This window comes from Dactylosporangium sp. NPDC050588 (genome assembly GCF_040654975.1).
In the GTDB taxonomy this organism is placed as follows: domain Bacteria; phylum Actinomycetota; class Actinomycetes; order Mycobacteriales; family Micromonosporaceae; genus Dactylosporangium; species Dactylosporangium maewongense.
In genome coordinates, this window is record NZ_JBFAJA010000061.1 from 51,388 (window position 1) to 75,781 (window position 24,394).

25 protein-coding genes are annotated in these 24,394 nt (G+C 73.5%); 10 read left to right on the forward strand and 15 right to left on the reverse strand.

Features of this window, described 5'->3' with window-relative positions:
* Positions 1–169 precede the first annotated feature (169 nt).
* The 6 genes from AB0I21_RS36210 (at position 170) to AB0I21_RS36235 (ending at position 6,592) form a co-directional block, all read left to right on the forward strand.
* Positions 170–805 (forward strand): copper resistance CopC family protein, encoded by a 636-nt coding sequence (locus AB0I21_RS36210; RefSeq protein ID WP_360568016.1) that lies wholly within the window; start codon positions 170–172, stop codon positions 803–805.
* Between the two features lie 29 nt (positions 806–834).
* Positions 835–1,554 carry a YcnI family protein gene (locus tag AB0I21_RS36215; RefSeq protein ID WP_360568017.1) on the forward strand — a complete coding sequence of 240 codons (720 nt, stop codon included), beginning with the start codon at positions 835–837 and terminating at the stop codon, positions 1,552–1,554.
* 4 nt (positions 1,555–1,558) lie between these two features.
* Positions 1,559–3,616: a cytochrome c oxidase assembly protein gene (locus AB0I21_RS36220; protein WP_360568018.1), complete on the forward strand. Its 2,058-nt coding sequence runs from the start codon at positions 1,559–1,561 to the stop codon at positions 3,614–3,616.
* 101 nt (positions 3,617–3,717) lie between these two features.
* Positions 3,718–4,362, forward strand: coding sequence for a thioredoxin domain-containing protein (locus tag AB0I21_RS36225; protein WP_360568070.1), 645 nt, complete (start codon positions 3,718–3,720; stop codon positions 4,360–4,362).
* A 2-nt stretch (positions 4,363–4,364) separates the two neighbouring features.
* Entirely contained in the window at positions 4,365–4,910 is a 546-nt protein-coding gene (locus AB0I21_RS36230) for a vitamin K epoxide reductase family protein (RefSeq protein ID WP_360568019.1), read from the forward strand.
* Entirely contained in the window at positions 4,907–6,592 is a 1,686-nt protein-coding gene (locus AB0I21_RS36235; protein ID WP_360568020.1) for a copper resistance protein CopC, read from the forward strand. The genes AB0I21_RS36230 and AB0I21_RS36235 overlap by 4 nt, the downstream gene beginning before the upstream one ends.
* Before the next feature lie 155 nt (positions 6,593–6,747).
* Here AB0I21_RS36235 and AB0I21_RS36240 read toward each other — a convergent pair whose 3' ends face one another.
* On the reverse strand, positions 6,748–7,575 hold the full coding sequence (locus AB0I21_RS36240) for a cytochrome c biogenesis CcdA family protein (protein ID WP_360568072.1): 828 nt from the start codon (positions 7,573–7,575) through the stop codon (positions 6,748–6,750).
* 128 nt (positions 7,576–7,703) lie between these two features.
* Positions 7,704–8,213 (reverse strand): hypothetical protein, encoded by a 510-nt coding sequence (locus AB0I21_RS36245; protein ID WP_360568022.1) that lies wholly within the window; start codon positions 8,211–8,213, stop codon positions 7,704–7,706.
* 147 nt (positions 8,214–8,360) lie between these two features.
* Between AB0I21_RS36245 and AB0I21_RS36250 the strand changes: the two genes are divergently transcribed.
* Complete coding sequence (locus tag AB0I21_RS36250) at positions 8,361–8,747, forward strand: hypothetical protein (RefSeq protein ID WP_360568023.1); 387 nt, start codon at positions 8,361–8,363, stop codon at positions 8,745–8,747.
* Positions 8,748–8,864: 117 nt separating this feature from the next.
* Here the strand turns inward: AB0I21_RS36250 and AB0I21_RS36255 are convergent, their stop codons facing one another.
* From AB0I21_RS36255 to AB0I21_RS36275, 5 genes are all read right to left on the reverse strand, one after another.
* Positions 8,865–10,361 carry a SulP family inorganic anion transporter gene (locus AB0I21_RS36255; RefSeq protein ID WP_360568025.1) on the reverse strand — a complete coding sequence of 499 codons (1,497 nt, stop codon included), beginning with the start codon at positions 10,359–10,361 and terminating at the stop codon, positions 8,865–8,867.
* On the reverse strand, positions 10,358–10,999 hold the full coding sequence (locus AB0I21_RS36260; protein WP_360568026.1) for a carbonic anhydrase: 642 nt from the start codon (positions 10,997–10,999) through the stop codon (positions 10,358–10,360). Before AB0I21_RS36260 ends, AB0I21_RS36255 begins: the two co-directional genes overlap by 4 nt.
* A 128-nt stretch (positions 11,000–11,127) precedes the next feature.
* Entirely contained in the window at positions 11,128–11,478 is a 351-nt protein-coding gene (locus tag AB0I21_RS36265; RefSeq protein ID WP_360568028.1) for a hypothetical protein, read from the reverse strand.
* 127 nt (positions 11,479–11,605) lie between these two features.
* Positions 11,606–12,550 carry a M56 family metallopeptidase gene (locus AB0I21_RS36270; protein WP_360568030.1) on the reverse strand — a complete coding sequence of 315 codons (945 nt, stop codon included), beginning with the start codon at positions 12,548–12,550 and terminating at the stop codon, positions 11,606–11,608.
* Positions 12,547–12,918 carry a BlaI/MecI/CopY family transcriptional regulator gene (locus tag AB0I21_RS36275; protein WP_360568031.1) on the reverse strand — a complete coding sequence of 124 codons (372 nt, stop codon included), beginning with the start codon at positions 12,916–12,918 and terminating at the stop codon, positions 12,547–12,549. Before AB0I21_RS36275 ends, AB0I21_RS36270 begins: the two co-directional genes overlap by 4 nt.
* 296 nt (positions 12,919–13,214) lie before the next feature.
* Between AB0I21_RS36275 and AB0I21_RS36280 the strand changes: the two genes are divergently transcribed.
* The gene (locus AB0I21_RS36280) at positions 13,215–13,802 is read left to right on the forward strand and encodes a hypothetical protein (RefSeq protein WP_360568033.1); all 588 of its coding nucleotides are present in this window, start codon (positions 13,215–13,217) and stop codon (positions 13,800–13,802) included.
* Here AB0I21_RS36280 and AB0I21_RS36285 read toward each other — a convergent pair.
* From AB0I21_RS36285 to AB0I21_RS36305, 5 genes are all read right to left on the reverse strand, one after another.
* A complete protein-coding gene (locus AB0I21_RS36285; RefSeq protein ID WP_360568035.1) occupies positions 13,799–14,863 on the reverse strand; it encodes a Dyp-type peroxidase in 1,065 nt (354 codons plus the stop codon). The two genes, AB0I21_RS36280 and AB0I21_RS36285, sit on opposite strands and share 4 nt — an antisense overlap.
* Positions 14,864–14,910: 47 nt before the next feature.
* Positions 14,911–17,151 (reverse strand): heavy metal translocating P-type ATPase, encoded by a 2,241-nt coding sequence (locus tag AB0I21_RS36290; protein WP_360568036.1) that lies wholly within the window; start codon positions 17,149–17,151, stop codon positions 14,911–14,913.
* A gap of 9 nt (positions 17,152–17,160) precedes the next feature.
* Positions 17,161–18,126 (reverse strand): hypothetical protein, encoded by a 966-nt coding sequence (locus AB0I21_RS36295; protein ID WP_360568037.1) that lies wholly within the window; start codon positions 18,124–18,126, stop codon positions 17,161–17,163.
* Between the two features lie 121 nt (positions 18,127–18,247).
* Positions 18,248–19,657 carry an MFS transporter gene (locus AB0I21_RS36300; protein ID WP_360568039.1) on the reverse strand — a complete coding sequence of 470 codons (1,410 nt, stop codon included), beginning with the start codon at positions 19,655–19,657 and terminating at the stop codon, positions 18,248–18,250.
* 70 nt (positions 19,658–19,727) lie between these two features.
* On the reverse strand, positions 19,728–19,877 hold the full coding sequence (locus AB0I21_RS36305; RefSeq protein ID WP_360568040.1) for a hypothetical protein: 150 nt from the start codon (positions 19,875–19,877) through the stop codon (positions 19,728–19,730).
* A 6-nt stretch (positions 19,878–19,883) separates the two neighbouring features.
* On the opposite strand from AB0I21_RS36305, the gene AB0I21_RS36310 reads away from it, so the two are divergent.
* Positions 19,884–20,027: a hypothetical protein gene (locus tag AB0I21_RS36310; protein ID WP_360568041.1), complete on the forward strand. Its 144-nt coding sequence runs from the start codon at positions 19,884–19,886 to the stop codon at positions 20,025–20,027.
* A 59-nt stretch (positions 20,028–20,086) separates the two neighbouring features.
* Here AB0I21_RS36310 and AB0I21_RS36315 read toward each other — a convergent pair whose 3' ends face one another.
* On the reverse strand, positions 20,087–20,710 hold the full coding sequence (locus tag AB0I21_RS36315; protein WP_360568042.1) for a DUF305 domain-containing protein: 624 nt from the start codon (positions 20,708–20,710) through the stop codon (positions 20,087–20,089).
* Between the two features lie 98 nt (positions 20,711–20,808).
* On the reverse strand, positions 20,809–21,204 hold the full coding sequence (locus AB0I21_RS36320; RefSeq protein WP_360568044.1) for a DUF6153 family protein: 396 nt from the start codon (positions 21,202–21,204) through the stop codon (positions 20,809–20,811).
* Positions 21,205–21,328: 124 nt separating this feature from the next.
* Between AB0I21_RS36320 and AB0I21_RS36325 the strand changes: the two genes are divergently transcribed.
* Complete coding sequence (locus tag AB0I21_RS36325; RefSeq protein ID WP_360568046.1) at positions 21,329–23,356, forward strand: copper-translocating P-type ATPase; 2,028 nt, start codon at positions 21,329–21,331, stop codon at positions 23,354–23,356.
* Between the two features lie 14 nt (positions 23,357–23,370).
* Here AB0I21_RS36325 and AB0I21_RS36330 read toward each other — a convergent pair whose 3' ends face one another.
* Positions 23,371–24,351 carry an NlpC/P60 family protein gene (locus AB0I21_RS36330; protein ID WP_360568048.1) on the reverse strand — a complete coding sequence of 327 codons (981 nt, stop codon included), beginning with the start codon at positions 24,349–24,351 and terminating at the stop codon, positions 23,371–23,373.
* Positions 24,352–24,394 lie beyond the last annotated feature (43 nt).

A 24,394-nucleotide genomic window follows, 5' to 3' on the forward strand; every position in this document is an offset into this window, starting at 1 on the left:
TGCGCATATTAATACGCATGACCGACGACGCGTCAAGGGTCCGGCCTAACTACTATGTTGCTTCGTAGTTGCGATCCGAGAGCGATTGAGTTGCCACAAACGGGAACTTTCACGTCCCAGCGAACGACTACGTGACGTAGGAGTCAGCTCAGGGGAAGGAACGGGTGCGGTGAGGTCAGACACGCGACGGCGGATCCGGTGGCGGGCGGGCGCGGCGCTGACGGTGGTGGCCGTCGTCACGGCCCTCATCACCGCCTCGCCCGCCTGGGCGCACAACGCGTTGCGCGGCAGCACCCCGGCCGAGGGCGCCAGCCTGCCCACCAGCCCGGCGGCGATCACGATGACGTTCCGCGAGTCGCCGAACGCCGCCATGGCGCAGGTGGCGGTGGTCGACGCCGCCGGCGCCGACCTGGTCGCGGGAGCGCCGACCGGCGCCGGGACCACCCTCACCCAGCCGTTGCGGGCGGCGACCGTGGCCGGTGCGGTCAGCGTCACGTACCGCGTCGTCTCCACCGACGGGCACCCGATCCAAGGCAAGATCACCTTCACGGTGGCCGCCGCCCCGCCCGCCTCGGCGGCCGCCACCAGTCCGTCGCCGGTGCCGGCCCAGACCAGCGCCGCCGCGCCGGCACCCACGACCGCCGCCGCCACATCTCAAGCCGCCGCGGCGGAGGAGCCGGTCCAGCCGTGGGGCGTCGCGTTCGTCGTCGGGCTGCTCGCCGGTCTCATCGCGATCGCCGCGGCCCTCGCCTTCTGGCCGCGGCGCCGCCGCTCCAACCAGACGGGCGGACCGGACGCCACCTGACCACCGCCCCATCGGAGGAACGGACGTACATGCTCACCGTCACGTGGCAGCGCATCGCCGTCGCCGGCGCCGTCATCGCCGCGGCGCTCCTGCTGCCGGGGGTCGCCGCCGCACACGTCAGCGTCACCGCCGAGGACGCCGTCCCGGGCAAGACCGCCCGGCTGACGTTCCGGGTGCCGAACGAGAGCGACACCGCCAGCACCGTCAAACTCGAACTCGTCATGCCCGCCGCGACCCCGATCGCGTTCGTCGCGCTCAAGGCCGTCCCGGGCTGGACCGCCACCACCGAACGGGGGCCGCTGCCCACACCGGTCGACACCCCGGACGGCCGGCTCACCGAGGCCGTCACGAAGGTGACCTGGACCGCGGCGTCCGGCGGCGGCATCAAACCCGGCTACTTCGAGGACTTCGAACTGTCCGCCGGCCCACTCCCCGACGTCGGCACCATCGTGTTCAAGGCACTGCAGACGTACTCCGACGGCGAGGTCTCCCGCTGGATCGAGGAACCGACCGGCGGCCAGGAACCCGCCGACCCGGCACCGGTCCTGCACCTGAACCGCGCCGCGCCGGGCAGCGCTCCGCCGGCAGCGGCAGCGGCAGCGGCACCGGCCGCGACGGGATCCTCGGGCACCGGTCCACTACCGGTCGTCCTGTCGGCGGCAGCGCTCGCGGTTGCTGTCGCGGCATTGGTACTGACCGTCGCCGGCGCCCGGCGGGCAGCGCGCGACGCGAACCGGCGACCGGAGTGACCCGGTGGCGTTGAAGGAGGTCGCGCGGCGACGCGCGCCGGTCGCGGTGCCGGTCGTGGCCGCGGTCATCGCGGCGGCGGGTGCGGTGTACGCCGGCGGGGGCACCGACGCGACGGCGCTGCCGGGGCTGCGGGTGGCCGGCCCGGTGACCGCATGGGGACTGCCGATCGCCAGGGTGCTGGCCGACGTGAGCGCGGCGGCGACGCTCGGGCTGCTGCTGGCCGCGGTGTGCCTCGCGCCGGTCGACCGTGAGCGGACCGGGCGGGAGCGCCGGTCGTCGCTGTCCGCGGCGGGATTCCACGCGACCCGGCTGGCGTCCCTGGCCGCGGCCGGATGGCTGGTGGCGGTCGCCGCGCTCGCCGTGTTCACCGTGTCGGACCTGCTTGCCGCGCCGGCCGCCGACGTCGTGCGTGGACGGGCGGCGGTGAGCTTCCTGCTCGACCTCGTGCAGGGCCGGGCGATGCTGGTGAGCGCGGCCGCAGCGGCGGTGATCGCGGTCGTCGCCCGGTCCGCCTTCGCCGTGCGCACGGTCGTGCCCCTGGCCGCGGTGGCCGTGGCTGGGCTCGCCGCGCCGGCGTTCGCCGGGCACGCGGCCTCGTCGGGCAACCATCAGCTCGCCGTGTCGTCGCTGGTGCTGCACAGCGTCGCCGCGGCCACCTGGCTCGGCGGACTGACCGCGCTGCTGCTCCTCCGCCTTCGCGGCACCGCCGACCGGCACCGGGCGGTGCGCCGGTTCTCCGCCCTCGCCACCTGGTGCCTGCCGATCGTGGTCGCCGCCGGGTCGATGAATGCCCTGACCCGCCTGCAACACCCGGCCGAGCTGTGGAGCAGCCCGTACGGACGGCTCATCGCCATCAAGATCGGCGCTGTCGCCGTCGTCGTGTGCCTCGCCGCGTGGCACCGGCGGGTCAGCATCCCGGCCCTGGCCGGCGACCGGCCCGGGGCGTTCCGGCGGATCGCGGTCGTCGAGGTGGCCGTCCTCGCCGCGGCGTTCGGGCTCGCGGTGGCCCTGTCCCGGACGCCTCCGCCGGCCGCCGGCAGCGGCGAGGAGACCCTCGCCCAGAGCCTGCTGGGCTTCCCGATGCCCGGCCCGGTGTCGGTCGGCCGGCTGCTGACGCAATGGCTCGTCGAGCCCCTCGCGCTGACGGTCGCGCTGGCCGCCGCCGGTGCCTACGCCGCGGGTTGGTGGCGGCTGCGGCGGCGCGGCGTCGACTGGCCGGCCCACCGCCTCGTCGTGTGGACCGCCGGCTGGGCGGTCGTGGTCCTCGCCACCAGCTCAGGGCTGGCCCGCTACGCGCCGGTGCTGTTCAGCGCGCACATGGCGGTGCACATGGCGCTGAGCATGCTCGCCCCCATCCTGCTCGTCCTCGGCGCACCCGTGAGCCTGGCGCTGCGCGCGCTGCGCCCCAGCCGTGAGACCGCCTGGCCCGGACCCCGGGAGTGGCTCACCGCCGCCCTGCACAGCCGCCCCGCCGCGCTGCTCAGCCATCCGCTCGTCGCGCTCGCGGTCTACGTCGGCAGCCTGTACGGGCTGTACTTCACCGGCCTGTTCGAGCTCGCGCTGCGCTCCCACGCCGCGCACCTGGCCATGCAGGCGCACTTCCTCGCCGCCGGCTACCTCTTCTTCCACACCCTGATCGGGGTCGACCCGGGCCGCCGTCCCGCGCCGTTCCCGCTGCGGATGGTGCTGCTGTTCGCCGCGATGGCCCTGCACGCCATCTTCGGGCTCGCGGTGCAGCAGTCCACGACCGTGCTCGCCGCCGACTGGTACACCGCCCTCGCCCGCCCCTGGGGCCCGTCACCGCTGCAGGACCAGCGGCTCGGCGGCGGCATCGCCTGGTCGTTCGGTGAACTCCCCAGCGCCGCCGTCGCGCTCGTGCTCCTCACGCAGTGGTGGCGTTCCGACCAGCGCGAGGCGCGACGCGTCGACCGGGCCATCGACCGGGCCGACGCCGCCGGCGAGGACCACGCCCTCGCCGCCTACAACCGCCAGCTGGCCGCCTGGGCCGCCGAGGCACGACGTACCGACGACGCCACCGACGAGGGAGCCACCCGCCGATGACCAAGAAGGCCAAGCCCCGCACCTCCGCGTTCAACGCACCGGCCCGACGCGCCGGCCCGACCCGGCGTCCGGCCCGCGGATGGTGGCGGAACGGCAACCTGATGCTGACCGTCACCCTCGTGGCCGCCGCCGTGATCGCCGTCGGCGCGTTCCTCCTCGTCGACGGCACCGGCAGCGAAGCCGAGCCGGTCACCGGCGCGGCCGACCCCCGGCTGGTCCGTGAGGACAGCCACCGCCTCGACGTCGCCGCCGACGGAAAGGTCACCCTGGTGGAGTTCCTGGACTTCGAGTGCGAGTCCTGCGGCGCCGCCTACCCGTCGGTCGAGCGGCTCCGCAAGGAGTACGCCGGGAGGATCACCTACGTGGTGCGGTACTTCCCGCTGCCCAATCACACCAACGCCCAGAACGCCGCCCAGGCGGCCGAGGCCGCGGCGAAGCAGGACAAGTTCGAGGCCATGTACGCCAAGCTGTTCGACACCCAGAAGGAGTGGGGCGAGGCGCGGACCTCGCACGCGGACACGTTCGCCGGCTACGCCGAGCAGCTCGGCCTCGACATGACCCGCTACGGCGCCGACGTCACCGCACCGGCCACGGTCGAGCGCGTCAACCGCGACAAGGCCGACGGCACCGACCTCGGCGTCCAGGGCACCCCGACGTTCTTCCTCAACGGCAAGCGGCTGCAGGTCTCCCCCACGTACGCCAACCTGAAGAAGGCCGTCGACGACGCCCTCGCGGCGGGTGCCTGAGCATGGACCGGCGGCTCGGGTGGCTGCTCACCACCACGGGTGCCGTCGGGCTGGTCGCCGCGTTCGTGCTCACGGTGGAGAAGGTCCGCCTGTTGCAGGACCCCGGCTACCGGCCGACGTGCAGCATCAACCCGATCCTGTCCTGCGGCTCGATCATGGCCAGCGACCAGGCCGAGGCGTTCGGGTTCCCGAACCCGGTCCTCGGGCTGATCGGGTTCACCGTCGTGGTCACGACCGGCGTCGCCGTGCTCGCCGGCGCGGTGCTGCCACGCTGGTGGTGGATCGGGCTGCAGGCCGGCGCGGTCCTCGGTGCGGTGTTCGTGCACTGGCTGTTCTTCCAGAGTGTGTACCGCATCGGCGCGCTCTGCCCGTACTGCATGGCCGTATGGGTCGTCACGATCGTCATCTGCTGGTACGTGACGCTGCACAACTTCGGCCGCGGGCGCACGGTCGCGAAGTATCACAGCACGATCCTCACCGCCTGGCTCCTCGTCCTGACCGCGCTGATCGGCACCGAGTTCTGGGACTTCTGGAGGACCCTGCTGTGATCGCCCCACCGATGCGATGGCGGCCGGTCCTCGCCGCGGTGGTGCTCGGTGTGCTCGCCGTCCTCGCGCTGCCGGCCGCCCCGGCGGCCGCGCACGCGACGCTGGTCGGCTCGAACCCGACGGCGGACGTCGTCGTCGACGTGCTGCCCGGCGAGGTCGTCGTCACGTTCTCCGAGCCCGTCCGGCCCGTCGCCGACAAGGTCAGGGTCATCGCGCCGGACGGCGGGCGCCTGGACACCGGCAAGGCCACGGCCCGCGGCGCCGACCTCGTCATCCCGCTGCGCGGCAACGGGTCGCGAGGCACCTACCTGGTCAGCTACCGGGTGATCTCCGCGGACAACCACCCGATCAGCGGCGGCTTCGCCTTCTCCTTCGGCGAGGTCACCGCGACCCCGACCGACGACGCGGGCGCCGGCGTCCAGACCGACCCCCTGGTGAAGCACATCATGTCGGCCGCGCGGTGGATCGGCTTCCTGGGACTGATCCTGCTGGTCGGGCCGGCCCTCGTCCTGCTCACCCTGTGGCCGGCCAGGCTGTCCACCACCGGCCCGGTCCGCCTCGCGCTCGCCGGTGCCGGTCTGGTCGCGGTCAGTGCCCTGCTGGAGCTGTACCTGCAGATCCCGTACACCTCCGGCGGCGGCCTCCTCGACGCGACCACCGACGGCGCAGGCGACGTGCTCGGCAGCACCTACGGCGCCGCCCACCTGATCCGTCTCGCCGCCGTCGCCGCGGCCGTGCTGCTCCTGCGGCCGGTCGCCGGCCTGCGCGCAGGAAGGCTCGACCAGGCGCTGCTGATCGGGCTCAGCGTCGTCGGCGCCGCCACCTGGCCGCTGTCAGGGCACCCGAGCGCCTCCCCGGTCCCGGTGCTCACCGTCGTCGCCGACGCCGCGCACCTCGCCGCGATGGCCGTGTGGGTCGGTGGCCTGGTCATGCTGTTCGGTTTCCTGCTCCGCCACGCCGACCACCGCGAGCTCGGCGTCATCATGCCGGTCTGGTCCGGCTGGGCGCTGCTCGCCGTCACCGTGCTCGTCCTGGCGGGCACCGCCCAGGCTCTCGTCGAGATCGGCACCCTCGGCGCGCTCACCGGCACCTTGTACGGGCAGCTGGTCATCGTCAAGGTCTGCCTGTTCGCCGTCATCCTCGCGGCCGCCGGGTACGCGCGGAGCGTCACCAACCGCCACTACCCGGCCGTCACCGACGACGCGGACGAGGAGGTGGCCGGCTCCGCGGTGCGCAGGCGGCTGCGGATCGGGGTCCTCGTCGAGATCGGCGTCGTCGTGCTCGTCCTCGGTGTGACATCCGTGCTGGTGCAGACGACCCCGGCGCGCAGCGTCGAGGCCGCCGCGGGCCGACCCGGCCGGCCGGTCGAGGTCAAGGTCAGCAGCAACCTGTTCCAGGTCGTCGTCGACGTCTCGCCGGCCAGGACCGGGATCAACACCGTCCACCTGTACGCCCGCAAACCCGACGGCAGCGCGCCGCTCAAGGTCGTGGAGTGGAAGGCGACGGTCGCACTGCCGTCGAAGGAGGTCGAACCGATCACGGTGCCGCTCGTGGCCCTCACCCCGGACCACGCCAGCGGACAGATCGCGTTCCCCACCGCCGGCACCTGGGACATGCGCGTCACCGTCCGCGTCGACGACATCAACCAGGCGACGGTCACCGCCAGGATCCCGGTCGGCTAGCCCCCTCGACCTACTACTAGTCTCGATAGTAGTATTCATCGCGAGCCGGGGACCTTTGGTGTGGTCGCTGTCAACCCGGCTTGACGCGGCGCGCGTTCCGCCTCGCTCAGGGACTCGCGCCGCGTGGCAGCGATCCCGCCGCGCCGGACGTTCTCTCAGATGCCGATCACTCCGGGCCCGACGGTCACCCGCAGCCAGATGATGAACCCGGTCCACGCGCCGGTCAGCAGCGCGAGACCGACCGCCATCAGCATCACGCCGCCCGCGACGTTGATGGCGCGGCGGTAGGGGCGGGTCGCGGTGATGAAGGCCAGCCCGCGCCGCATGCCGACCGCGACGGCGAGGAACGGCAGACCGAGCCCGGCGCAGTACGCCGCGGCGAGCAGCAGCCCCCGGCCGACCGTCGCGTCCACCGCGGCCAGCGACAGCACCGCACCGAGGGTCGGGCTCACGCACGGCACCCAGCCGAGCCCGAACGTCGCCCCGAGGATCGGCGCACCGGCCAGCCCGGCGCGGGGAAGGAAGCGGAGCCGGCGCTCGCTGGGCACCCGGGGCAGCAGGCCGGCGAACGCCAGTCCCAGTGCGACGGTCAGCGCCCCCGCGACGACCTCGACCGTCCGGGCGTGCTGCCACAGCAGGCGACCGGCCTGCGCGAACGTCACCCCGGTCAGCAGGAACACGAGGGTGAACCCCGCGACGAACAGGCACGCACCGGCGAGCATGCGTCCACGCCCGGTCACCGGCGCGGCGGCCACCACACTTCCTGCCGCACTCCCGGACGCCGCACCTCCAGACGCCGCACTCCCGGACGCCGCATTCGCGGACGCCGTGTTCCCGGACACCGCGTTCCCGGATGCCACGGGTCGCGGTCCCGGCAGCGTGGTGGCGGCGAGGCCGGTGACGTAGGACAGGTAACCGGGCACGAGTGGCAGCACGCACGGCGACAGGAAGCTCACCAGGCCCGCCAGCAGCGCCACGGCCATTCCCGCCAGCAGGGGGCCGCCCACGGCGACCCCCGCGAAGAAGTCCCCCACCGGCGCTCCTCGATCAGACGCGAGCCACCACGGTACCAACGACTCCTATCCGCCGTAGTAGGAGGGTGTTTCCGGGCTCACTCCCGCGCCGGGGAGCCGTCGGACGGGCCGCCGCCGGCATGCAGCAGCCCGGCGAACTGGCGGACCAGGTCAGCGCCGGCCATGCCCGCCGCCGCGAACTCGTGCACCTCGCCGTCGGCCATGCCGACGGACACCCGCACCCGCCCGCCTTCCTCGGTGCTGCGCGCCCACTGGATGCCCTCCAGCGGCAGGTCCGGTGCTGTCACACCGTCACGGATCGCCCGTCCGGCCCGCACGGACAGGACCCAGCCGGCGACGGCCGTGGCCACGGCGAACACCGCGAGGGCGCCCGCGGCCGCGAAGAGCACCTCGCCGGCCCGGGCATTGACGGCGGCGCCGACGCCCATGCCGGTCATCGCGAGGGCCAGGGCGCCGAACGCGGACCCGCCCGCCCAGCGCAGCAGCGCCTGCCGGCGGGCGGCGCGGCCGACCACGTGCACACCGCCGTCGGTGAACCACAGCGTCGCCGTCGTCCCGTCCGCCACCTCGACCCCGCGCAGTTGCATGCCGCCACGGTACGCGGTCCGTCACCGCCGCCCGATCCGGCCACGGCGGTGGCACGATTCGGGGATTCGTTACTACTAGCCTGCCTAGTACTGTCCTTCTCAGCAACACGGACGACAACGACACAGCCAATTGGAAGGAACACCGCGATGAGCGAGTACGGCGAGTTCGAGACCGGCTACGAGTCCGGCGACGTCGAGCAGCTGCACACCGAGGCCGGCAGCGAGCAGGACTACCAGTCGGACTTCGGCGTCTACAGCCAGGACAGCGCGTCGGCCGAGTCCACGGACTTCGAGACCGGCAAGCACGTCGAGTACGTCGGCGCGGACGGCTCCCGCTACGAGTCCACCGACTTCACCAGCTACAGCCACGACGAGGCCGAGACCAACAGCGTCTTCGCCGCCGAGGGCAGCGAGCAGTCGTCATCCTCCGAGTACGCGAGCATCGACGCGCTGCGCGCCCAATTCCAGTCCGCCTTCGCCGAGGGCACCCAGATCTCCGACGGCGGGCACGGCCCCTCCATCGCCGGACACTGACCCCTCTACGACCCCCGACGGGTCGAGAGGTCCGCGCACAGGTGCCAGCGGGGCGTGTCAACCGCCATCAGGCGGAGGACACGCCCTTGCGCGTGCGGAAGCCACGCATCGCGGCCGCTACGGCCCGGGCGCCGGCGGTGGGTCATGTCCGCCGGCGAGCAGCAGGACCGGCGTCGGCGCGGTGCTGTTGTGCCGGTCGGCCCAGGCGCTCAGGGCGGACTGGCAGGCGTGGTCGACGTGCCGCAGGCCGCGCAGGTCCAGTCGCACGGCCCGGTGCGCCGGCAGGGCCGACAGCGCGGTGAGGATGACGGGCAACCGCAGGAACGTGGCGTTGCCGACCAGCCTGACGTGGATCGGGCCCTGCCCGGGGTCGGTGACGTGCACGCGGACGTGCGACGTCTCCCAGGCCGACTTCGCGACCGCGAGCCCGATCCCGATCAGGACACCCTGGAACATGTCGATGAGCAGGATGGCGCCGGCGGTCCCGGCCAGCACCAGCGCCTCACCGCGGTGCTCACGCCACAGCTGCGGCAGGACCTTGACCGGCAGCAGCTTGAACCCGGCATGGATCAGCACGCCCGCCAGCGCCGGCAGCGGAATGAGCGCGAGCACGGCCGGCAGCGCCGCGACGAACACCAGCAGCCAGACCCCGTGCAGCACCCGGGACGCCTTGGTCCGCGCGCCGGCCTGGACGTTCGCCGCGCTGCGCACGATCACCGCCGTCATGGGCAGCGAGCCGAGCACACCGCAGACGCTGTTGCCGACGCCCTGCGCGATGAGCTCCTTGTCGAACGCCGTCCGCGACCCGTGGTGCATCCGGTCGACGGCGGACGCGCTGAACAGGCTCTCCGCCGAGGCGACGAGCGCGAACGCGACGGCCGTGCCGAGCACCCCCACGTCCGCCAGCTGCCGGAGCTGCCCGATCGACGGCTGCAGCACGCTGAGCAGCCCACCGACGTCCACGGTCGCCAGTGGTAGGTCCAGCGCCGCCGTCGCGGCGGACGCGGCCGTCACCGCGACCAGCGTGCCGGGCACCAGGCGCGCCGGGCCGGGCAGCTGCGCCCACCGCACGGCGATCACGATGGTGCCCAGGCCGACCGCGACCGCGGTCAGCGCCGTGCTCGAGGTGCCGGCCCGCACGGCCAGCCGGACCAGCCCGGCCAGCTTGTCGACGCCGCTCGACGGTGCCGTGGCGCCGGCGAGGACGTAGAGCTGCGCGGCGATGAGCAGCAGTCCGATGCCGGTCAGCATGCCCTGCACGACCGCGACGGAGATGGCCTGGAACCAGCGGCCGCACCGCAACGCGCCCAGCCCGATCTGCAGCAGCCCGGCGACCAGCACGATCGGCCCGAGGGCGGCGACGCCGTACGTGTCGACGGCCTCGGCGACGAGCACGGTGAGGCCGGCCGCGGGTCCGCTGACCTGCAGGCTGCTGCCGGGCAGCGCCCCGGCGACCAGTCCCCCGACGACGCCGGTCACCAGTCCGAGCTCCGCCGGCACGCCGGACGCCACGGCGACTCCGGCACACAGGGGCAGCGCGACGAGGAACACCACGATCGAGGCCGGCAGGTCGGTGCGGGCGACCTGCATCGCCCGGCGCACGGGCGTGGTCACAGCGGCCGGAACGCGTCGGACCCGGGCCGGGCGGCGTGCACCTGACCGGTGTCGACCGCGTACACCCAGGCGTGCAGCCTGAGGCGGCCGGTGGCCAGTCGGCGCGCGACGCACGGGTGGCTCTGGAGGTGGTCGAGCTGGGTGAGCACGTGCCGCTGCGCCGCCCCGGCCAGGTCCGCAGCCAGGTCCGCAGCCGGGTCCGCAGCCAGGTCCGCTGCCAGGTCCGCCGCCAGGTCCTCGGCCGCCGTCGCGAGGTCCGCGGTGTGGCCGAGCCAGCGCCGGACCATCGGCATCGTCGCGGTCCGCGCGGCGTCGGCCAGCGCGCGCACGGCGCCGCAATAGGTGTGGCCGCAGACGACGATGTCGGCCACCCCCAGTCCGGTGACGGCGAACTCGATCGCGCTGGCGGCGGCGCAGGCGGCCTGCGGCCGGTACCGCGGAACGATGTTGCCGACGGCTCGCAGTTCGAAGATGTCGCCCGGGCCGGCCCCGGTGAACAGCGCCGGCACGACACGGGAGTCGGAGCAGCTGATGAACATGGCCTGTGGCCGCTGCTCGCCGGCCAGCCGGGCGAAGCGGTGCGGCTGGCGCTTGACGGTCTCGGGGAAGGCACGTGCGTGGTCGATGAAGGTCTGCATGATCGTCCAGGTTCGGTAGCGGTGTGAGTGACGTGGCCGCGCCTCGCACCGCCGCACATGCCGACGCGCGTCGCTCAGAACGGGTCGGAGGACGCGTGGTCTCGTGCGGCAGGCGGGAGGTGGGCCGCTCAGCACCGCAGGATCTGCAGGAGGGCCTGTATCCGGCCCGCGATGTACCGGCGGCCGGCGGCTGCCCGCGGCGCGGCGGGCGCGGCTGCCACGCAGCGACTCTGGATGACGTCACCGACCACACCGCCCGCCCGGCGCTCCGCCAGGGGCTGGCTCCGCAGGGGTCTGGCGACCTGGTCTCGGTCGATCCCCGTGCAGTCGGCGGGACGCTCCACGACCGGCAACCGCTGGTCGCCGGCCGCCGCGTGTACGCCGGAGACGGCGCCGACCGGATGCTGCACCGCGCCGAGGTGCAGCAACAGCGCGCACACGACCATTGCCACGGCCGACACGACCTTGCGCTGCACCATCCACCTCTCGTCGGCTCCGCCGGCGGGATCAGTCGGGTGGATCAACACGGCCGGCTGACGCCGGTTACGGGATGCCAGCTGTGAAGTAGCTGAAAAAGGGCGAAACGGTCAGCGCCAAGGTCCCCGGCTACAACGACAGCGCGGCGGGCACCCAGGATCCGCAGCAGCGGTCGAACATCGCCATGGCGAGGGGCGCGACCGCGACCGCGGCCACTCCCGCGGCGACGCACGCCTTGGCCGCCGTGGCGAGCGGCCGCGGCGGGGCGAGGAGGCGGTGCAGTCGCTCCAGGCTGTCGCCGCCACTGACGGCCAGCAGCCCGCCGCTCGCGCCGACCGGCTGCGCCATGGTGACGAGCGCCCGGGCGAGGTCGATCCGCTCGGCGCTGCGGGCGGCGGTGTCGTCGGCGCACAGCTCGACCAGCCGCTCGACCTGCCGCCTCGCCAGCGTGAAGCAGGCGACCCCGGGAAACGCCTGCTCCAGGAACCGGACCCAGTGGGTGAGGTGGTAGTGCCGTCCGCTGGCGTGGGCGCGCTCATGGGCGAGCACGGCGTGCAGCTCCGGCGCCCGGAGCTGGTCCACGGCGCCGGAGGTGATCACGATGTCGGTCGCCCGCCCCGGCATCAGGTAGGCGGCGGGCTGGTCGTGCCGCACCACCGTCGCGCCGGGCACCGGCGAGGGGATGCCGGCGAGCCTGACAAGCATCCGCAGATCGGCCCGCCGCGCACGCTGGACGGCGACCATCCGGGTGACGCCGAGCCCCATCCGGTAGCACAGCGCCGCCACGGTCACGAGACCGATGATCGCGGCGACCTGGGCCGGCGCATCGTGCCGGCCGAGCAGCGAGTCGAGGCAGAAGTGCCAGGCCCCGCTCACCAGGTCGTGGGTGCGGTCCCAGTACAGCAGCAGGTTGAGCCCGGTGAGCAGGCTCGCCGCCACGACGGCGCACGACCCGACCAGCCAGGCGGTCAGGGCCAGCCGCGGCGCCCGCACCACCCACGACGCCCCCGCCAGCCGCGGCGCGGCCACGAGCGCGACGACGAGCGTGAACGCGATGAGCAGCAGTGGACTCATCGGCCCGAGATCCGCCGCTCGTAGCTGTTGAGCGCCTCGCGGAGCGCGGCGGCGTCGTCCATGGTCATCCGGCCGACGAAGTGCATCAGCGCCTCGCCGCGGTCGCCGCTGTCGACGAGCACCTCGTGCATGGTCCGCGCGACGAGCTGATCGCGGGTCAGCGCCGGCAGGTACCGGTACGCGCGGCCGTCCGGCTCACGGGTGAGCCAGCCTTTGCGGTACAGCGTGTCGATCACGGTCATGACGGTGGTGTAGGCGAGCTTCCGGTGCCACCGCAGGTCGTCCATCGCCTCGCGGACGGTGGTCGGCGCCTGCCGCTTCCACAGCACCTCCATGAGTGCCGTCTCCAGCTCTCCGAACCCTTGCACGACGCACCCTCCGCCCGACTGACGGCTAGCGTAGCGTGGGCGCGCCCACCACCGCGCCGCCCGAACGGTGGCGACCGGCCATCGGAGACACGACCGTACGCCGCAAGCTACTAGATTCGATAGTAGTTTGCCATCCGAAGCACCGACGAGACGGCGTGCGACACGGTAGTCGATCATCGACAGGATTCCGTGCCGGGACTTTTTTCGCGACCTGTTAAAATACTATCGATGGTCGTAGACTCCGCTGCATGTGGAGGACGTCCGACAGGCAATCGTTTTCCTGTCGGGTGCTGGCGGTGACGGCGCTTGTCGCGGCCTGCGCCGGCTGTACCGCCGAACAACCGCCGGCTGAGCACCGATCGCCCGCCGTCGCCGGTCCGGTGCTCGCGCCGCCGTCGGCCGGGTTGCCGGTGCACCCGTCCGGCAGCCCGACGGCCCTGCACGGTTCGTGGGACGTCAGTCAGGTGGACGACCCATGCCGGACCCTCACACAGCAGGAGGCCGCCCAGGTCCTGGCGGTCCCGGTCGACCCGCCGCGGAAGGTGGAGAGCTGGCCGCCGGTGTGCGCCTTCGGCCTGACACCCAAGCTCGGACCCCTCGCCCCCGGCGGCACACCCACCGTCACGGAGTACCTGTACCTGCTCGACGACTCCCAGACCAGCGGGCGTGACGACTTCGAACGCGGGCGCAGCAACCCAGCCGTCGTCGAGCCCGTCACCGGGATCGGCGATGAGGCGTACTGGACGCCGGACAAGTACGAGCTGCAGGTGATGAGCGGCAAGACGCACGTCATCACCAAGTTCAGCGGCCGGAACCCACCGGCCGACGCCAAGGCCAAGGCCATCGCGGTCACCCGGATCTCACTGCCCAGAGCGAAACCCTAGAAGAGCGCGGCACCGATCCACGACCCCCGCCCGACCCCCGGCGGGCACGCGAACACGCCGCCGGCCAGGTGCTGGCTGAAGCCCTTGAGCGGGTCGTTCGCGGCGAGCCGGCGCTGGATGGCGACGAACTGCCGCTGCGGGTCGCGCTGGTAGCAGATGAAGATGAGCCCGGCGTCGATCAGCCCGTTCGGGTCCGCGCCGGCGTCGTACGAGTAGGACCGCCGCAGCAGTTTGGCGCCGCCGTTCGCCTCGGGCGACGCCAGCTGGGCGTGTGACGCGGGAAGGTCCAGGCGGTCGTTGCTGTCGCGCCGGCGGCCGATGACCGTCTCCTGGGTCGCGACGTCGGTGCGGTCCCAAGTGTCCAGCAGCAGCCGGATCCGGCGCACGACGAGGTAGGTGCCGCCGTGCAGCCACGCGGGTCCGTCGCTCACCCAGAGGTGCTCGGCCTGTTCCCGCTCCTTGGTCAGGTCGAGGTTGGCGGTGCCGTCGCGGAACCCGAACAACCCGACGGGGTCCGCCGCGTCGCCCGCGTCGCGGAACCCGACCTGCCGCCAGCGGAGCACGGCATTGCGCCGGCCGGCGCTCACGAGCGCACGGACCGCGTCGTGTGCCGTCGTCGGATGCTGGGCGCAGACCTGGACGCAGAGGTCGCCGCCGCCGGCGGCGGGCTCCAGGGACTCGCCGGCGAATGCGGGCAGCTCAACCAGGGCCGCCGGGCGCCGGTCGGCGAGGCCGAACCGGCCCTCCGTGAACAGGGCCGGTCCGAAGCCGAACGTGACGGTGAGCGCGGCACCCGCCGCGCGGGTCAACTCCTCGGCGACCCCGGTCCACGCCCGCAGCAGCTCGATCAGGCCGTCGCGATCCCTCGCCACCACGTCGAAGCCGGACATCTGCAGGAACGGCAGGACCGGCGTGGTGATGCCGGGCTGGTGGACGCCGTGGAACGCGGGTGGCGGCGGGTCGCTGCACGCCGCCGCACCGAGCAGCGACCCGCCCAGGATCCCGGCGCCGGCCAGCACCGAGCGGCGCGGGATCCCCTGTCCTTCCGCCGCCGGCGCCATCGCCAGAACCTACATCGAGCGCCATGCATCAGGCGAGCGTGCCCGCATCAGGTGGTGGTGGCGTGCCGGGGGCGGAAGCCACGCAGCCGCAGGCTGTTGGACACGACGAACACCGACGACAGGGCCATGGTGGCGCCGGCGAGCATCGGGTTGAGCAGGCCGGTGGCGGCGAGGGGCAGGGCGGCGACGTTGTAGGCGAACGCCCAGAACAGATTGCTCTTGATGGTCCGCAGGGTCCGCCGGGACAGCCGGATCGCGTCGACGGCGGCGAGGAGGTCGCCACGGACGAGGGTGAGGTCGGAGGCCTCGATGGCGACGTCCGTGCCGGTGCCCATGGCGAGGCCGAGGTCGGCCTGGGCGAGCGCGGCGGCGTCGTTGACCCCGTCGCCGACCATCGCCACGACCTTCCCGGCGGCCTGTAGGCGGGCGACGGCGTCGACCTTGCCGGCGGGCAGCACGCCGGCGACGACCTCGGTGATGCCGACCTGCTCGGCGATGGTGCGGGCGACGGTGGCGTTGTCGCCGGTCAGCAGGATCGGCGTGAGGCCGAGCCGGCGCAGTTCGGTGATCGCCTGGCGGCTGGTCGGCTTGACCGTGTCGGCGACGGCCAGCACGCCCCGGGCCCGGCCGTCCCAGCCGGCGAGGATCGCGGTCTGCCCGGCGTGCTCGGCGGCGGCCTGGGCGGCCCGCAGCTCGTCGGGGATGGTCAGTCCGTCGTCGAGCAGCAGCCGGGCCCGCCCGGCGACGACCAGCCGCCCGTCGACGGTGCCCCGCACCCCCAGCCCTTCGGCGTTGGCGAATCCGGACACCGCGGGGAGGGCGCCGAACCGTTCGGTGGCCGCGGCGGCGATCGCGCGGGCGATCGGGTGTTCGGAGGCGGCCTCGAGGGCACCGGCGAGGCGGAGCACCTCGTCGTCGACCGCGGCCGCGTCGACGAGCGCCATCCGGCCGGTGGTGACGGTGCCGGTCTTGTCCAGCACGACGGTGTCGATCCGCCTGGTGGATTCGAGGGCCTCGGGGCCCTTGATGAGGATGCCGAGCTGGGCGCCGCGGCCGGTGCCGACGAGCAGCGCGGTCGGCGTGGCCAGGCCGAGGGCGCAGGGGCAGGCGATGATGAGCACCGCGACGGCCGCGGTGAACGCGGCGGTGAGGCCGGAGCCGGTGCCGATCCAGTAGCCGAGAGTGCCGGCGGCGAGCGCGATGACGATCGGGACGAACACGCCCGAGATGCGGTCGGCGAGGCGCTGGACGGCGGCCTTGCCGGTCTGGGCCTGCTCGACGAGCTTGGCCATCTGGGCGAGCTGGGTGTCGGCGCCGACGCGGGTGGCCCGCACGACGAGGCGCCCGCCGGCGTTGACGGTGGCGCCGGTGACAGCGCTGCCGGGCCCGACCTCGACCGGGACGGACTCGCCGGTGAGCATGGCCTCGTCGACGGCGGACGTGCCCTCGTCGACGACGCCGTCGGTGGCGATCTTCTCCCCGGGCCGGACGATGAACCGGTCCCCCACCGCCAGCTGGTCGACCGGGATGCGGTGCTCGGTCCCGTCGCGCACGACGGCGACGTCCTTGGCGCCGAGCTCGAGCAGGGCGCGCAGGGCGGCGCCCGCGCGGCGCTTGGCCCGGGCCTCGAAGTAGCGGCCGGCGAGGATGAACAGGGTCACGCCGGCGGCGGCCTCGAGGTAGATGTTGCCGGCGCCGTCGGTACGTTCGATGGTGAGCTCGAACGGGTGCGTCATGCCGGGGGTGCCGGCGGTGCCGAGGAACAGCGCCCACAGCGACCACCCGAACGCCGCCAGGGTGCCCAGCGAGACGAGTGTGTCCATGGTGGCGGCGCCGTGGCGCAGGTTGGTCCAGGCGGCCTTGTGGAACGGCAGGCCGCCGTACACGACGACCGGTGCGGCGAGCGTCAGCGACGCCCACTGCCAGAAGTCGAACTGCCACGCCGGGACCATGGCGAGCAGGATCACCGGCACCGTCAGTACCAGCGACACCAACAGCCGGGTCCGCAACGGTCGCAGCTCGTCGACGGGCTCGGCGGTCGCCTGTGGTGGCGTGGGCAGGGCCGCGGTGTAGCCGGTCTGCTCGACGGTGGTGATGAGGTCGGCGGCGGTGACGTCGCCGGTGACGGTGACGTCGGCCTTCTCGGTGGCGTAGTTGACGGTGGCGGTCACGCCGTCCATGCGGTTGAGCTTCTTCTCGATCCGCGCGGCGCAGGAGGCGCAGGTCATGCCGCCGATGGCCAGTTCGAAGCGCTGTGGTGCCGCGATCAGCGGCCGGGTGAGTGCCATGACATGTCCTCAGCTGTGCGTGTGACCGGGCTCGCCGTGCTCGGACGGGGGCGGATTCGATGGTGCCGTGGCGCCGGTGACGGCGGTGAATTCCGCGGTACGGACGACGCCGCCGTGCTGGAAGTCCAGGAACAGCCGGTAGGTCCCGTCCGACGGCACCTCGGCGTGGAAGGTGATCCGCGGGCCGGCGGTGGTGCGGCCGTCGCCCGGCGCGCCGTCGGGGTGGACGTGCAGGTAGGCGAGGTCGCCGTCGCGCAGCGCGACGAGGTGGCCGTAGGCGCCGAGGTAGGGCTGCAGGTCGGTGACGGCGACGCCGTCGCGGGCGACGGTCAGGGTCAGCTTCGACGACGTGCCGGGGACCAGGTCGCCGTCGACGGTGACGGTGTAGCCGTCGACGGTCGTGGTGCGCCGCGGCGCCGGGAGGGCCCGGGGCTGGTAGTCGCCGGGGGCGGGGACGTCGACGCCGAGGGTGAGGCCGCGCGGATGCCCGGCGGGCTGGAAGTCGGCGAAGACCCGGTACTGGCCGGGAGCGCCGGCGGCGAGGGGGACGCTCCAGGTGCCGTCGGCGTCGCGCTGCGGGTGCACGTGCTGGAACCCGGCCAGGTCGCGGCGCACGACGATGAGGTGCAGGTCCTTGTCGTGGCTTCTGGTGTAGGCGGTGACGGGTCCGCCGCCGGGGCCGGTGATCCGGAAGCGGAACGGGGCGGGCCCGGTCGTGCTCAGCGTGGTGCTGAGCGGCTCGATGCGGTAGCCGTCCTGGGTGACCTGCAGCCCGGCGGGCAGTGCCGCCGCGGCCCCGGTCTGGTGCTGGTCGTGGCCGCCGGTCGGCTGGTGGCCGGGGTCGGCGGCGTGGTCGGTGCCGGTGTGGGCGGCCGGGGCCGCGGCGGGACCGGCGAGGTGGCCGATCCCGACCGCGGCGGCGAACACGGCCGCCAGGCCGAGCGCGTAGGCGCCGAGCTTGAGCGGTGTGCGCATGACTACCTCGCCACCTCGTTCGTGTTCATTGCGGTGCTCCTCATCGGTCGATGGTTCCACTCTACCCCTACCCCCTAGGGGTATCAACAAGTCGGTCTTGTCCCGGTGCGGATGTGACAGGTCAGACCCGGACGGGCTCGGTCGCGGCCGCGGGCGCCGGGCGCAGTGCGATCGCGGCGATCACGGCGCCGGCCAGGGCGATCACCGCGGCGCCGGTGAACGCGGCGGAGTAGCCGTCGGTGAGCGCGGGCAGGTCGCCGAGCCGGTCGGCGCCAGACGCGGCGGCGACGGCGGTCATCGCGGCCAGGCCGAGCGCGGAGCCGACCTGGTAGCTGGTGTTGACGATGCCGGCCGCCAGCCCGCCCTCCTCCGGCCTGGCCGCACCGATCGCGGTGCCCAGCGACGGGATGAAGGCGAGCGACATGCCCAGCGCCGCGACCAGCGAGGCGGGCAGCACGTCGGCGACGAAGCTGCCGGTCGGGCGGACGAACGCCAGCCAGCCGAGGCCCGCGGCGAGCACGGTCAGGCCGGCGACGACCATCGCCCTGGGGCCGAACCGGCCGATCGCCCGCGGGGCGAGGAAGATCATGCCGAGCATGATGAGCGCGGTCATCGGCAGCAGCGCGGCGCCGCTGGGGAAGGCGCTGTAGCCGAGGACCTGCTGCAGGTACAGGTTGAGGTAGAACCACATCGGGATCCATGCCGCGCCGAGCAGCAGCTGCGCGACGTTGGCCGCGGCGAGGTTCGGCGCCCGGAAGATCGACAGCCGCATCAGCGGCTCGCGGCGGGCCGCCTGGATCGCCACGAACGCGGCGAGCGCGAGCGCCGCGGCGCCGAGCACGAGCCATGTCCCCACGGAGGACCAGCCGACCTCGGGGGCGCGGACGATCGCGTACACCGCGGCGGCCAGGCCAACGGTGACGGTGAGCGCGCCGAGCAGGTCGAGCGAGCCGCGGCGGGCGCCACCGGACGGCATCACCGCCGGGGTGGCGGCGAGGACGAGCACGGCGATCGGGACGTTGATGTAGAACACCCAGGGCCAGCTGACGTACTCGGTGATGACCCCGCCGAGGAACACCCCGGCCGTGCCACCGGCCGGCGCGGCCGCCCCATACAGCGCCAGGGCCTTGGTGAGCTCCTTCGGCTCGGCACCGAAGAGCATCATCAGCAGCGTCAGCGCCGACGGGGCGATGAGCGCGGCGCCGGCGCCCTGCACGGCGCGGGCGGCCAGCTCGGCCGCGACGCCGCCGGCGAGCCCGGCGGCGAGCGACCCGGCCAGCAGGACCGCCCAGCCGGCGGCGAACACCCGCCGGGCGCCGAACAGGTCCGACAGCCGGCCACCGAGCAGCAGCAGGCCGCCGAACGCGACGACGTACGCATTGAAGACCCAGGACAGGTTGCCCGGGGTGAAGCCCAGGTCGTCCCGCATGCGGGGCAGGGCGACACCGATGATCGAGGTGTCCATGATGACCATGAACTGAGCCAGGGCGATGAGCCCGAGGGCCCACCACCGCCGGGATGCGCTTGCCATCTCCATCACTCCTTCGTACCCCCAGGGGGTATTCGCGTGGAGCCATCCTTACCCCCAGGGGGTATGCCCGTCAACCCCGGCGCCGGCGCGGTGACGGGCTACGCAGCTGCGCCAGGGACACCGCGGGGTCGCCGGCACGGTCGGCGAGCAGCCCGAGGGTCCGGGCGCAGAGCAGCAGCACGCCCGTGGCGACCACGTTGATCGCGAGCTTGAACAGCACCCCGACGTGGACGCCGCCGAACTGGCCCAGTTCCGCCGGCACGCGCTCGGCGCCGCGGCGGCCCCGCCGTCCGAGGCGGCGGTCGAGCGGCTCGTCAGGGTCGCGATCGCCGCGCTACGCCCCGGGCAGACCGCCACGGCAGGGGACTGAACCCGTGGGTGCGGCACCGCCGCATGCCGGCACCGCGCCCACGGGGTGGCACGGATCGACTACAGCTTGGCCAGCAACCCCTGCATCTCGGTGATCTCCGCGGTCTGGTCCGCGGCGATCTTCCCGGCGAGCTGCTTGGCCGCCGCGTCCTGGCCCTGGGCCTGTTCGATCTTGGCCATCTCGACCGCACCCTGATGGTGCTTGATCATCATCTGCAGGAACATGGTGTCGAAGTCCTTGCCGGTGGCCTTGGACATGTCCTGCATCTCCTGGTCGGACATCATGCCGGGCATGTGTCCCATGCCGTCCATGTCGCCGTGGCTCATGCCACCGGGGCTGGGGACCGGCTCACCCCAGGCGGTCAGCCAGCCGGACATGGTGGCGATCTCCGGCTCCTGCGCCTTGGCGATCCTGTCGGCCAGGGCCTTCACCTCCGGCATGGTGGCCTTCGACTGGGCGATCTTCGCCATGTCCAGGGCCTGGCGGTGGTGCGGAATCATGTCGGTGACGAACTTGACGTCGGTGGCGTTGAACGTGGCACCCGACTTCGGCGCCGCGACGGACGTGGGGGCGCCGGTGCCCATGGTGCCGTGGTCCATCCCGCCGCCGCAACCACCGGCGAGCAGAGCGAGGCTGAGCGCGCCGGTGGCGACTGCGGCCCGGCGAAGGTTGATCGTGCGCATGGTGAGTCCAGCTCCTGAGGATTCGAAACGGTGACGCGGACGCGTCAGGACGTCGCCGCGGGCAGGGTGCCGGCGGCATCAACGACTCCTGAGACGGCCTACGTACGCCAGATCGACAGCACGCTGCGCGCCGGCGGTCCGCAACCGCTGCCGCCGGCTGCCTCGGCCGCGACGGTGACGGCCAACGTCCGGACCACAGTGGCGGGCGGCAGCGCTTGTGACACGGTGAAGGTGGGGGCGGGGGCACCGATGGCGGGCGGCAGCGCGGACTGACACATCGCCTCGGCGTGACCGCCTCCGTGCGGACCGCCGGGACACGAGTCGTGGTGCCCGTCCGGGGCGCACTGCGGCATCGCCTGGACGGCCGTCGCCGTGCCCGCGTGCATCGCTTGCGGGAGCGGGGCGCCGGCCAGGGTGTGCATCCACGCGACACCCAGCACGAGCAGCACCGCGGCCAGCAGCCAGGCGTGCGACCGCACACCGGCAAACCGCATGCGGCGGCTCCGCACCACTCCCCGACCACCTCCTATGCAACATCGTAGACCTCGGACCCAGGCCACTGTCGCCTGCCGCGCATACCCCATGGGGGTGTGTCGAGCGGGACGTGAGGAGCCGGCGATGACACAGCCGCACGGCGGCGGGCGCGACGAGCATGCGGGGCACGACCCCGAGGCGTTCCGGCGCAAGTTCTGGCTCAGCCTCGTGCTGACCATCCCGATCGTCGCGACCAGCCACATGGTGATGGGCTGGCTCGGCTACCGGCTCGACTTCCCCGGCATGGCCCTCGTCGGGCCGGTGCTCGGCACGATCGTGTTCCTCTACGGCGGCCGGCCGTTCCTCGCCGGCGCGGTCGCCGAGGTCCGCGACCGCGCCCCGGGCATGATGCTGCTCATCGCGATGGCGATCACCGTCGCCTACACCGCCTCCGTGGCCACCAGCCTCGGCTGGTTCGGCCTGGAGTTCTGGTGGGAGCTGGCCGCGCTGGTCACCATCATGCTGCTCGGGCACTGGCAGGAGATGAAGGCGATCGGCCAGGCCGGCGGCGCCCTCGCGGCCCTCGCCGCGCTGCTGCCCGACGACGCCGAGCTCCTCGACACCGACGGCCGGCCACGGCCCGTGCGGGTCAGCGACCTGCGCGTCGGGGACACGGTGCTGGTCCGCTCCGGCGGCCGGGTGCCCGCCGACGGTCGCATCGTCGACGGCCGGGCAGCGCTCGACGAGTCGATGGTGACCGGCGAGTCGCGGCCGGTCGCCCGGACCGCCGGCGATCGGGTCGTGGCCGGCACCGTCGCCACCGACTCAGCGTTGCGCGTCGAGGTCGAGGCCGTCGGCGACGACACCGCCCTCGCCGGCATCCAGCGCCTCGTCGGGCAGGCCCAGCGGTCCCGCGGCCGGGCGCAGGTCCTCGCCGACCGGTTCGCCGCCTGGCTGTTCTACGTCGCCGCCGGCGCCGGGCTGGTCACCTTCGCCGCCTGGTGGGCGGCCGGCGACCTGGACGGGTCGGTGGTGCGGACGGTCACGGTGCTGGTCATCGCCTGCCCGCACGCGCTCGGCCTGGCCATCCCGCTGGTGATCGCGCTGTCCACGGCGGTGGCCGCCCGCGCCGGGATCCTGGTCAAGGACCGGCTCGCGCTGGAGCGGATGCGCACCGTCGACGCGGTGCTGTTCGACAAGACCGGCACCCTGACCAAGGGCGCGCACACCGTCACCGGCGTCGCCGCGGCGGCCGGGCACACGGCGCAGCAGGTGCTGCGCACCGCCGCCGCGGTGGAGGCCGACAGCGAACATCCCCTGGCCCGGGCCATCGTGACCGCGGCCCGGCGGGACGGCGCGACCGACCTGCGTGCCGAGGAGTTCCAGTCGCTGACCGGCCGCGGCGTGCAGGCCACCGTCGGCGGGGTCCGCTACGCCGTCGGCGGCCCGGCGCTGCTGCGGGAGCTGCGCGTCGGCCTGCCCGACGACGTCGCCGCCGCGGCCGCCGCGTGGGCCGGGCGCGGCGCCGCCGTGCTGCACCTGATCCGCCTCGACGACGACGCCGCGCACGCCGTCGGCGCGCTCGCCCTGGAGGACGAGGTCCGGCCGGAGGCGAAGGAGGCGATCGTGCGACTGCGGCGGCTCGGCGTCGGCAAGATCGTCATGATCACCGGGGACGCCCGGCAGGTCGCCGACGCCGTCGCCGCCGACCTCGGGCTGCGTCCGGGCGTCGACGAGGTGTACGCCGAGGTCCTCCCGGCCGACAAGGACCGGACCGTCGCCGACCTGCAGCGGCGCGGGCTGCGCGTGGCGATGGTCGGCGACGGCGTCAACGACGCCCCGGCCCTGGCCCGCGCCGATGTCGGCATCGCCATCGGCGCCGGCACCGACGTCGCGATCGAGTCGGCCGGCGTCGTGCTGGCCTCGTCCGACCCGCGTGGCGTCACCGGCGTCATCCGGCTGTCCAGGGCCAGCTACGGCAAGATGGTCCAGAACCTGGCCTGGGCCGCCGGGTACAACATCGTCGCGATCCCGCTCGCCGCCGGCGCCCTCGCCTGGGCCGGGATCACCCTCAGCCCGGCCGTCGGGGCCGTGCTGATGTCCGCGTCGACGATCGTCGTCGCCCTCAACGCGCAACTCCTGCGCCGGGTCCGGCTCACCCCGAGCCGTTGAACAGGCGGGAACCGTCAGCCGGGGCGGCGGGCGCCCATGTACGGCATGGTGTCGATGCGGGCCATCCGGACCGGCACCCCCGCGCGGGACGCGTGGACCATCAGGTTGTTGCCGACGTACATCCCGACGTGGTGCAGGTCGCTGTAGAAGAAGACCAGGTCGCCGGGTCTCAGGTCGGCCTTGCTGACCGCGCTGCCCTGCTTCCACTGCGCGCCCGTGTAGTGGGTGAGCGACACGCCCGCGGCCTTCCAGGCGTACTGGGTCAGGCCGGAGCAGTCGAAGGTGCCGGGTCCGACGGTGCCGAACACGTACGGCTTGCCGATCTGCGCGCAGGCGGTCTTGACCGCGGTGCCCGCCGCGCCGCCGATGTACACCGCCGGGCACTGACCGATGTACAGCTCGCTCTTGGGCACGTCGGTCGCGCCGAGCTGCCGGCGCAGCGCCTGCAGCCGGTCGACCTCGGCCTGGATCGACTTCTTGCGGGCGGCCAGCTCGGTCTCCTGCGCCTGCTGCTGCGCGACGAGGGCGTCGATCTTCGCCTTGTCGGCGGCGTATCCGTCGCGGAGCTGCGCGACGGACGCGATCTGGTCGGCGCTGTGCTTCGCGAGGCGGTTCAACGTCGCGAGCTGCTCGGCGAACGTCTGCGGCGAGTCGGTCGACAGCAGCACGCTGAGCACCGACGCGCTGCCGTACTTGTACTGCCGCGCCGCCATCACCCCGACCTCGTGCATGGCGGCGTCGACCTGCTGCTGCAGGGGCGTGAGCGTGGCGGTGAGCGTCTTGGCCTTGGCCTGGTTGGCCGCGAGCTGGCTGTGCAGGTCGTTGTACTGCTCGATGACCGGCTCGAGCTTCTCCCACGCCTCGTCCAGCTGCCGCTCGATCTCCGGCAGCGACGGCTCGGCGTGCGCGGAGACGGACGGCACCAGTCCGGCGAGGGCGACGGCGGCCACGACCAGCGTTCTGCGAACGATCGAGAACGTGCGGTTACGGTCCACCGAGGCGACGCCCTTCCTCCAGCCGGCGCCCCAGGGCCTCGAG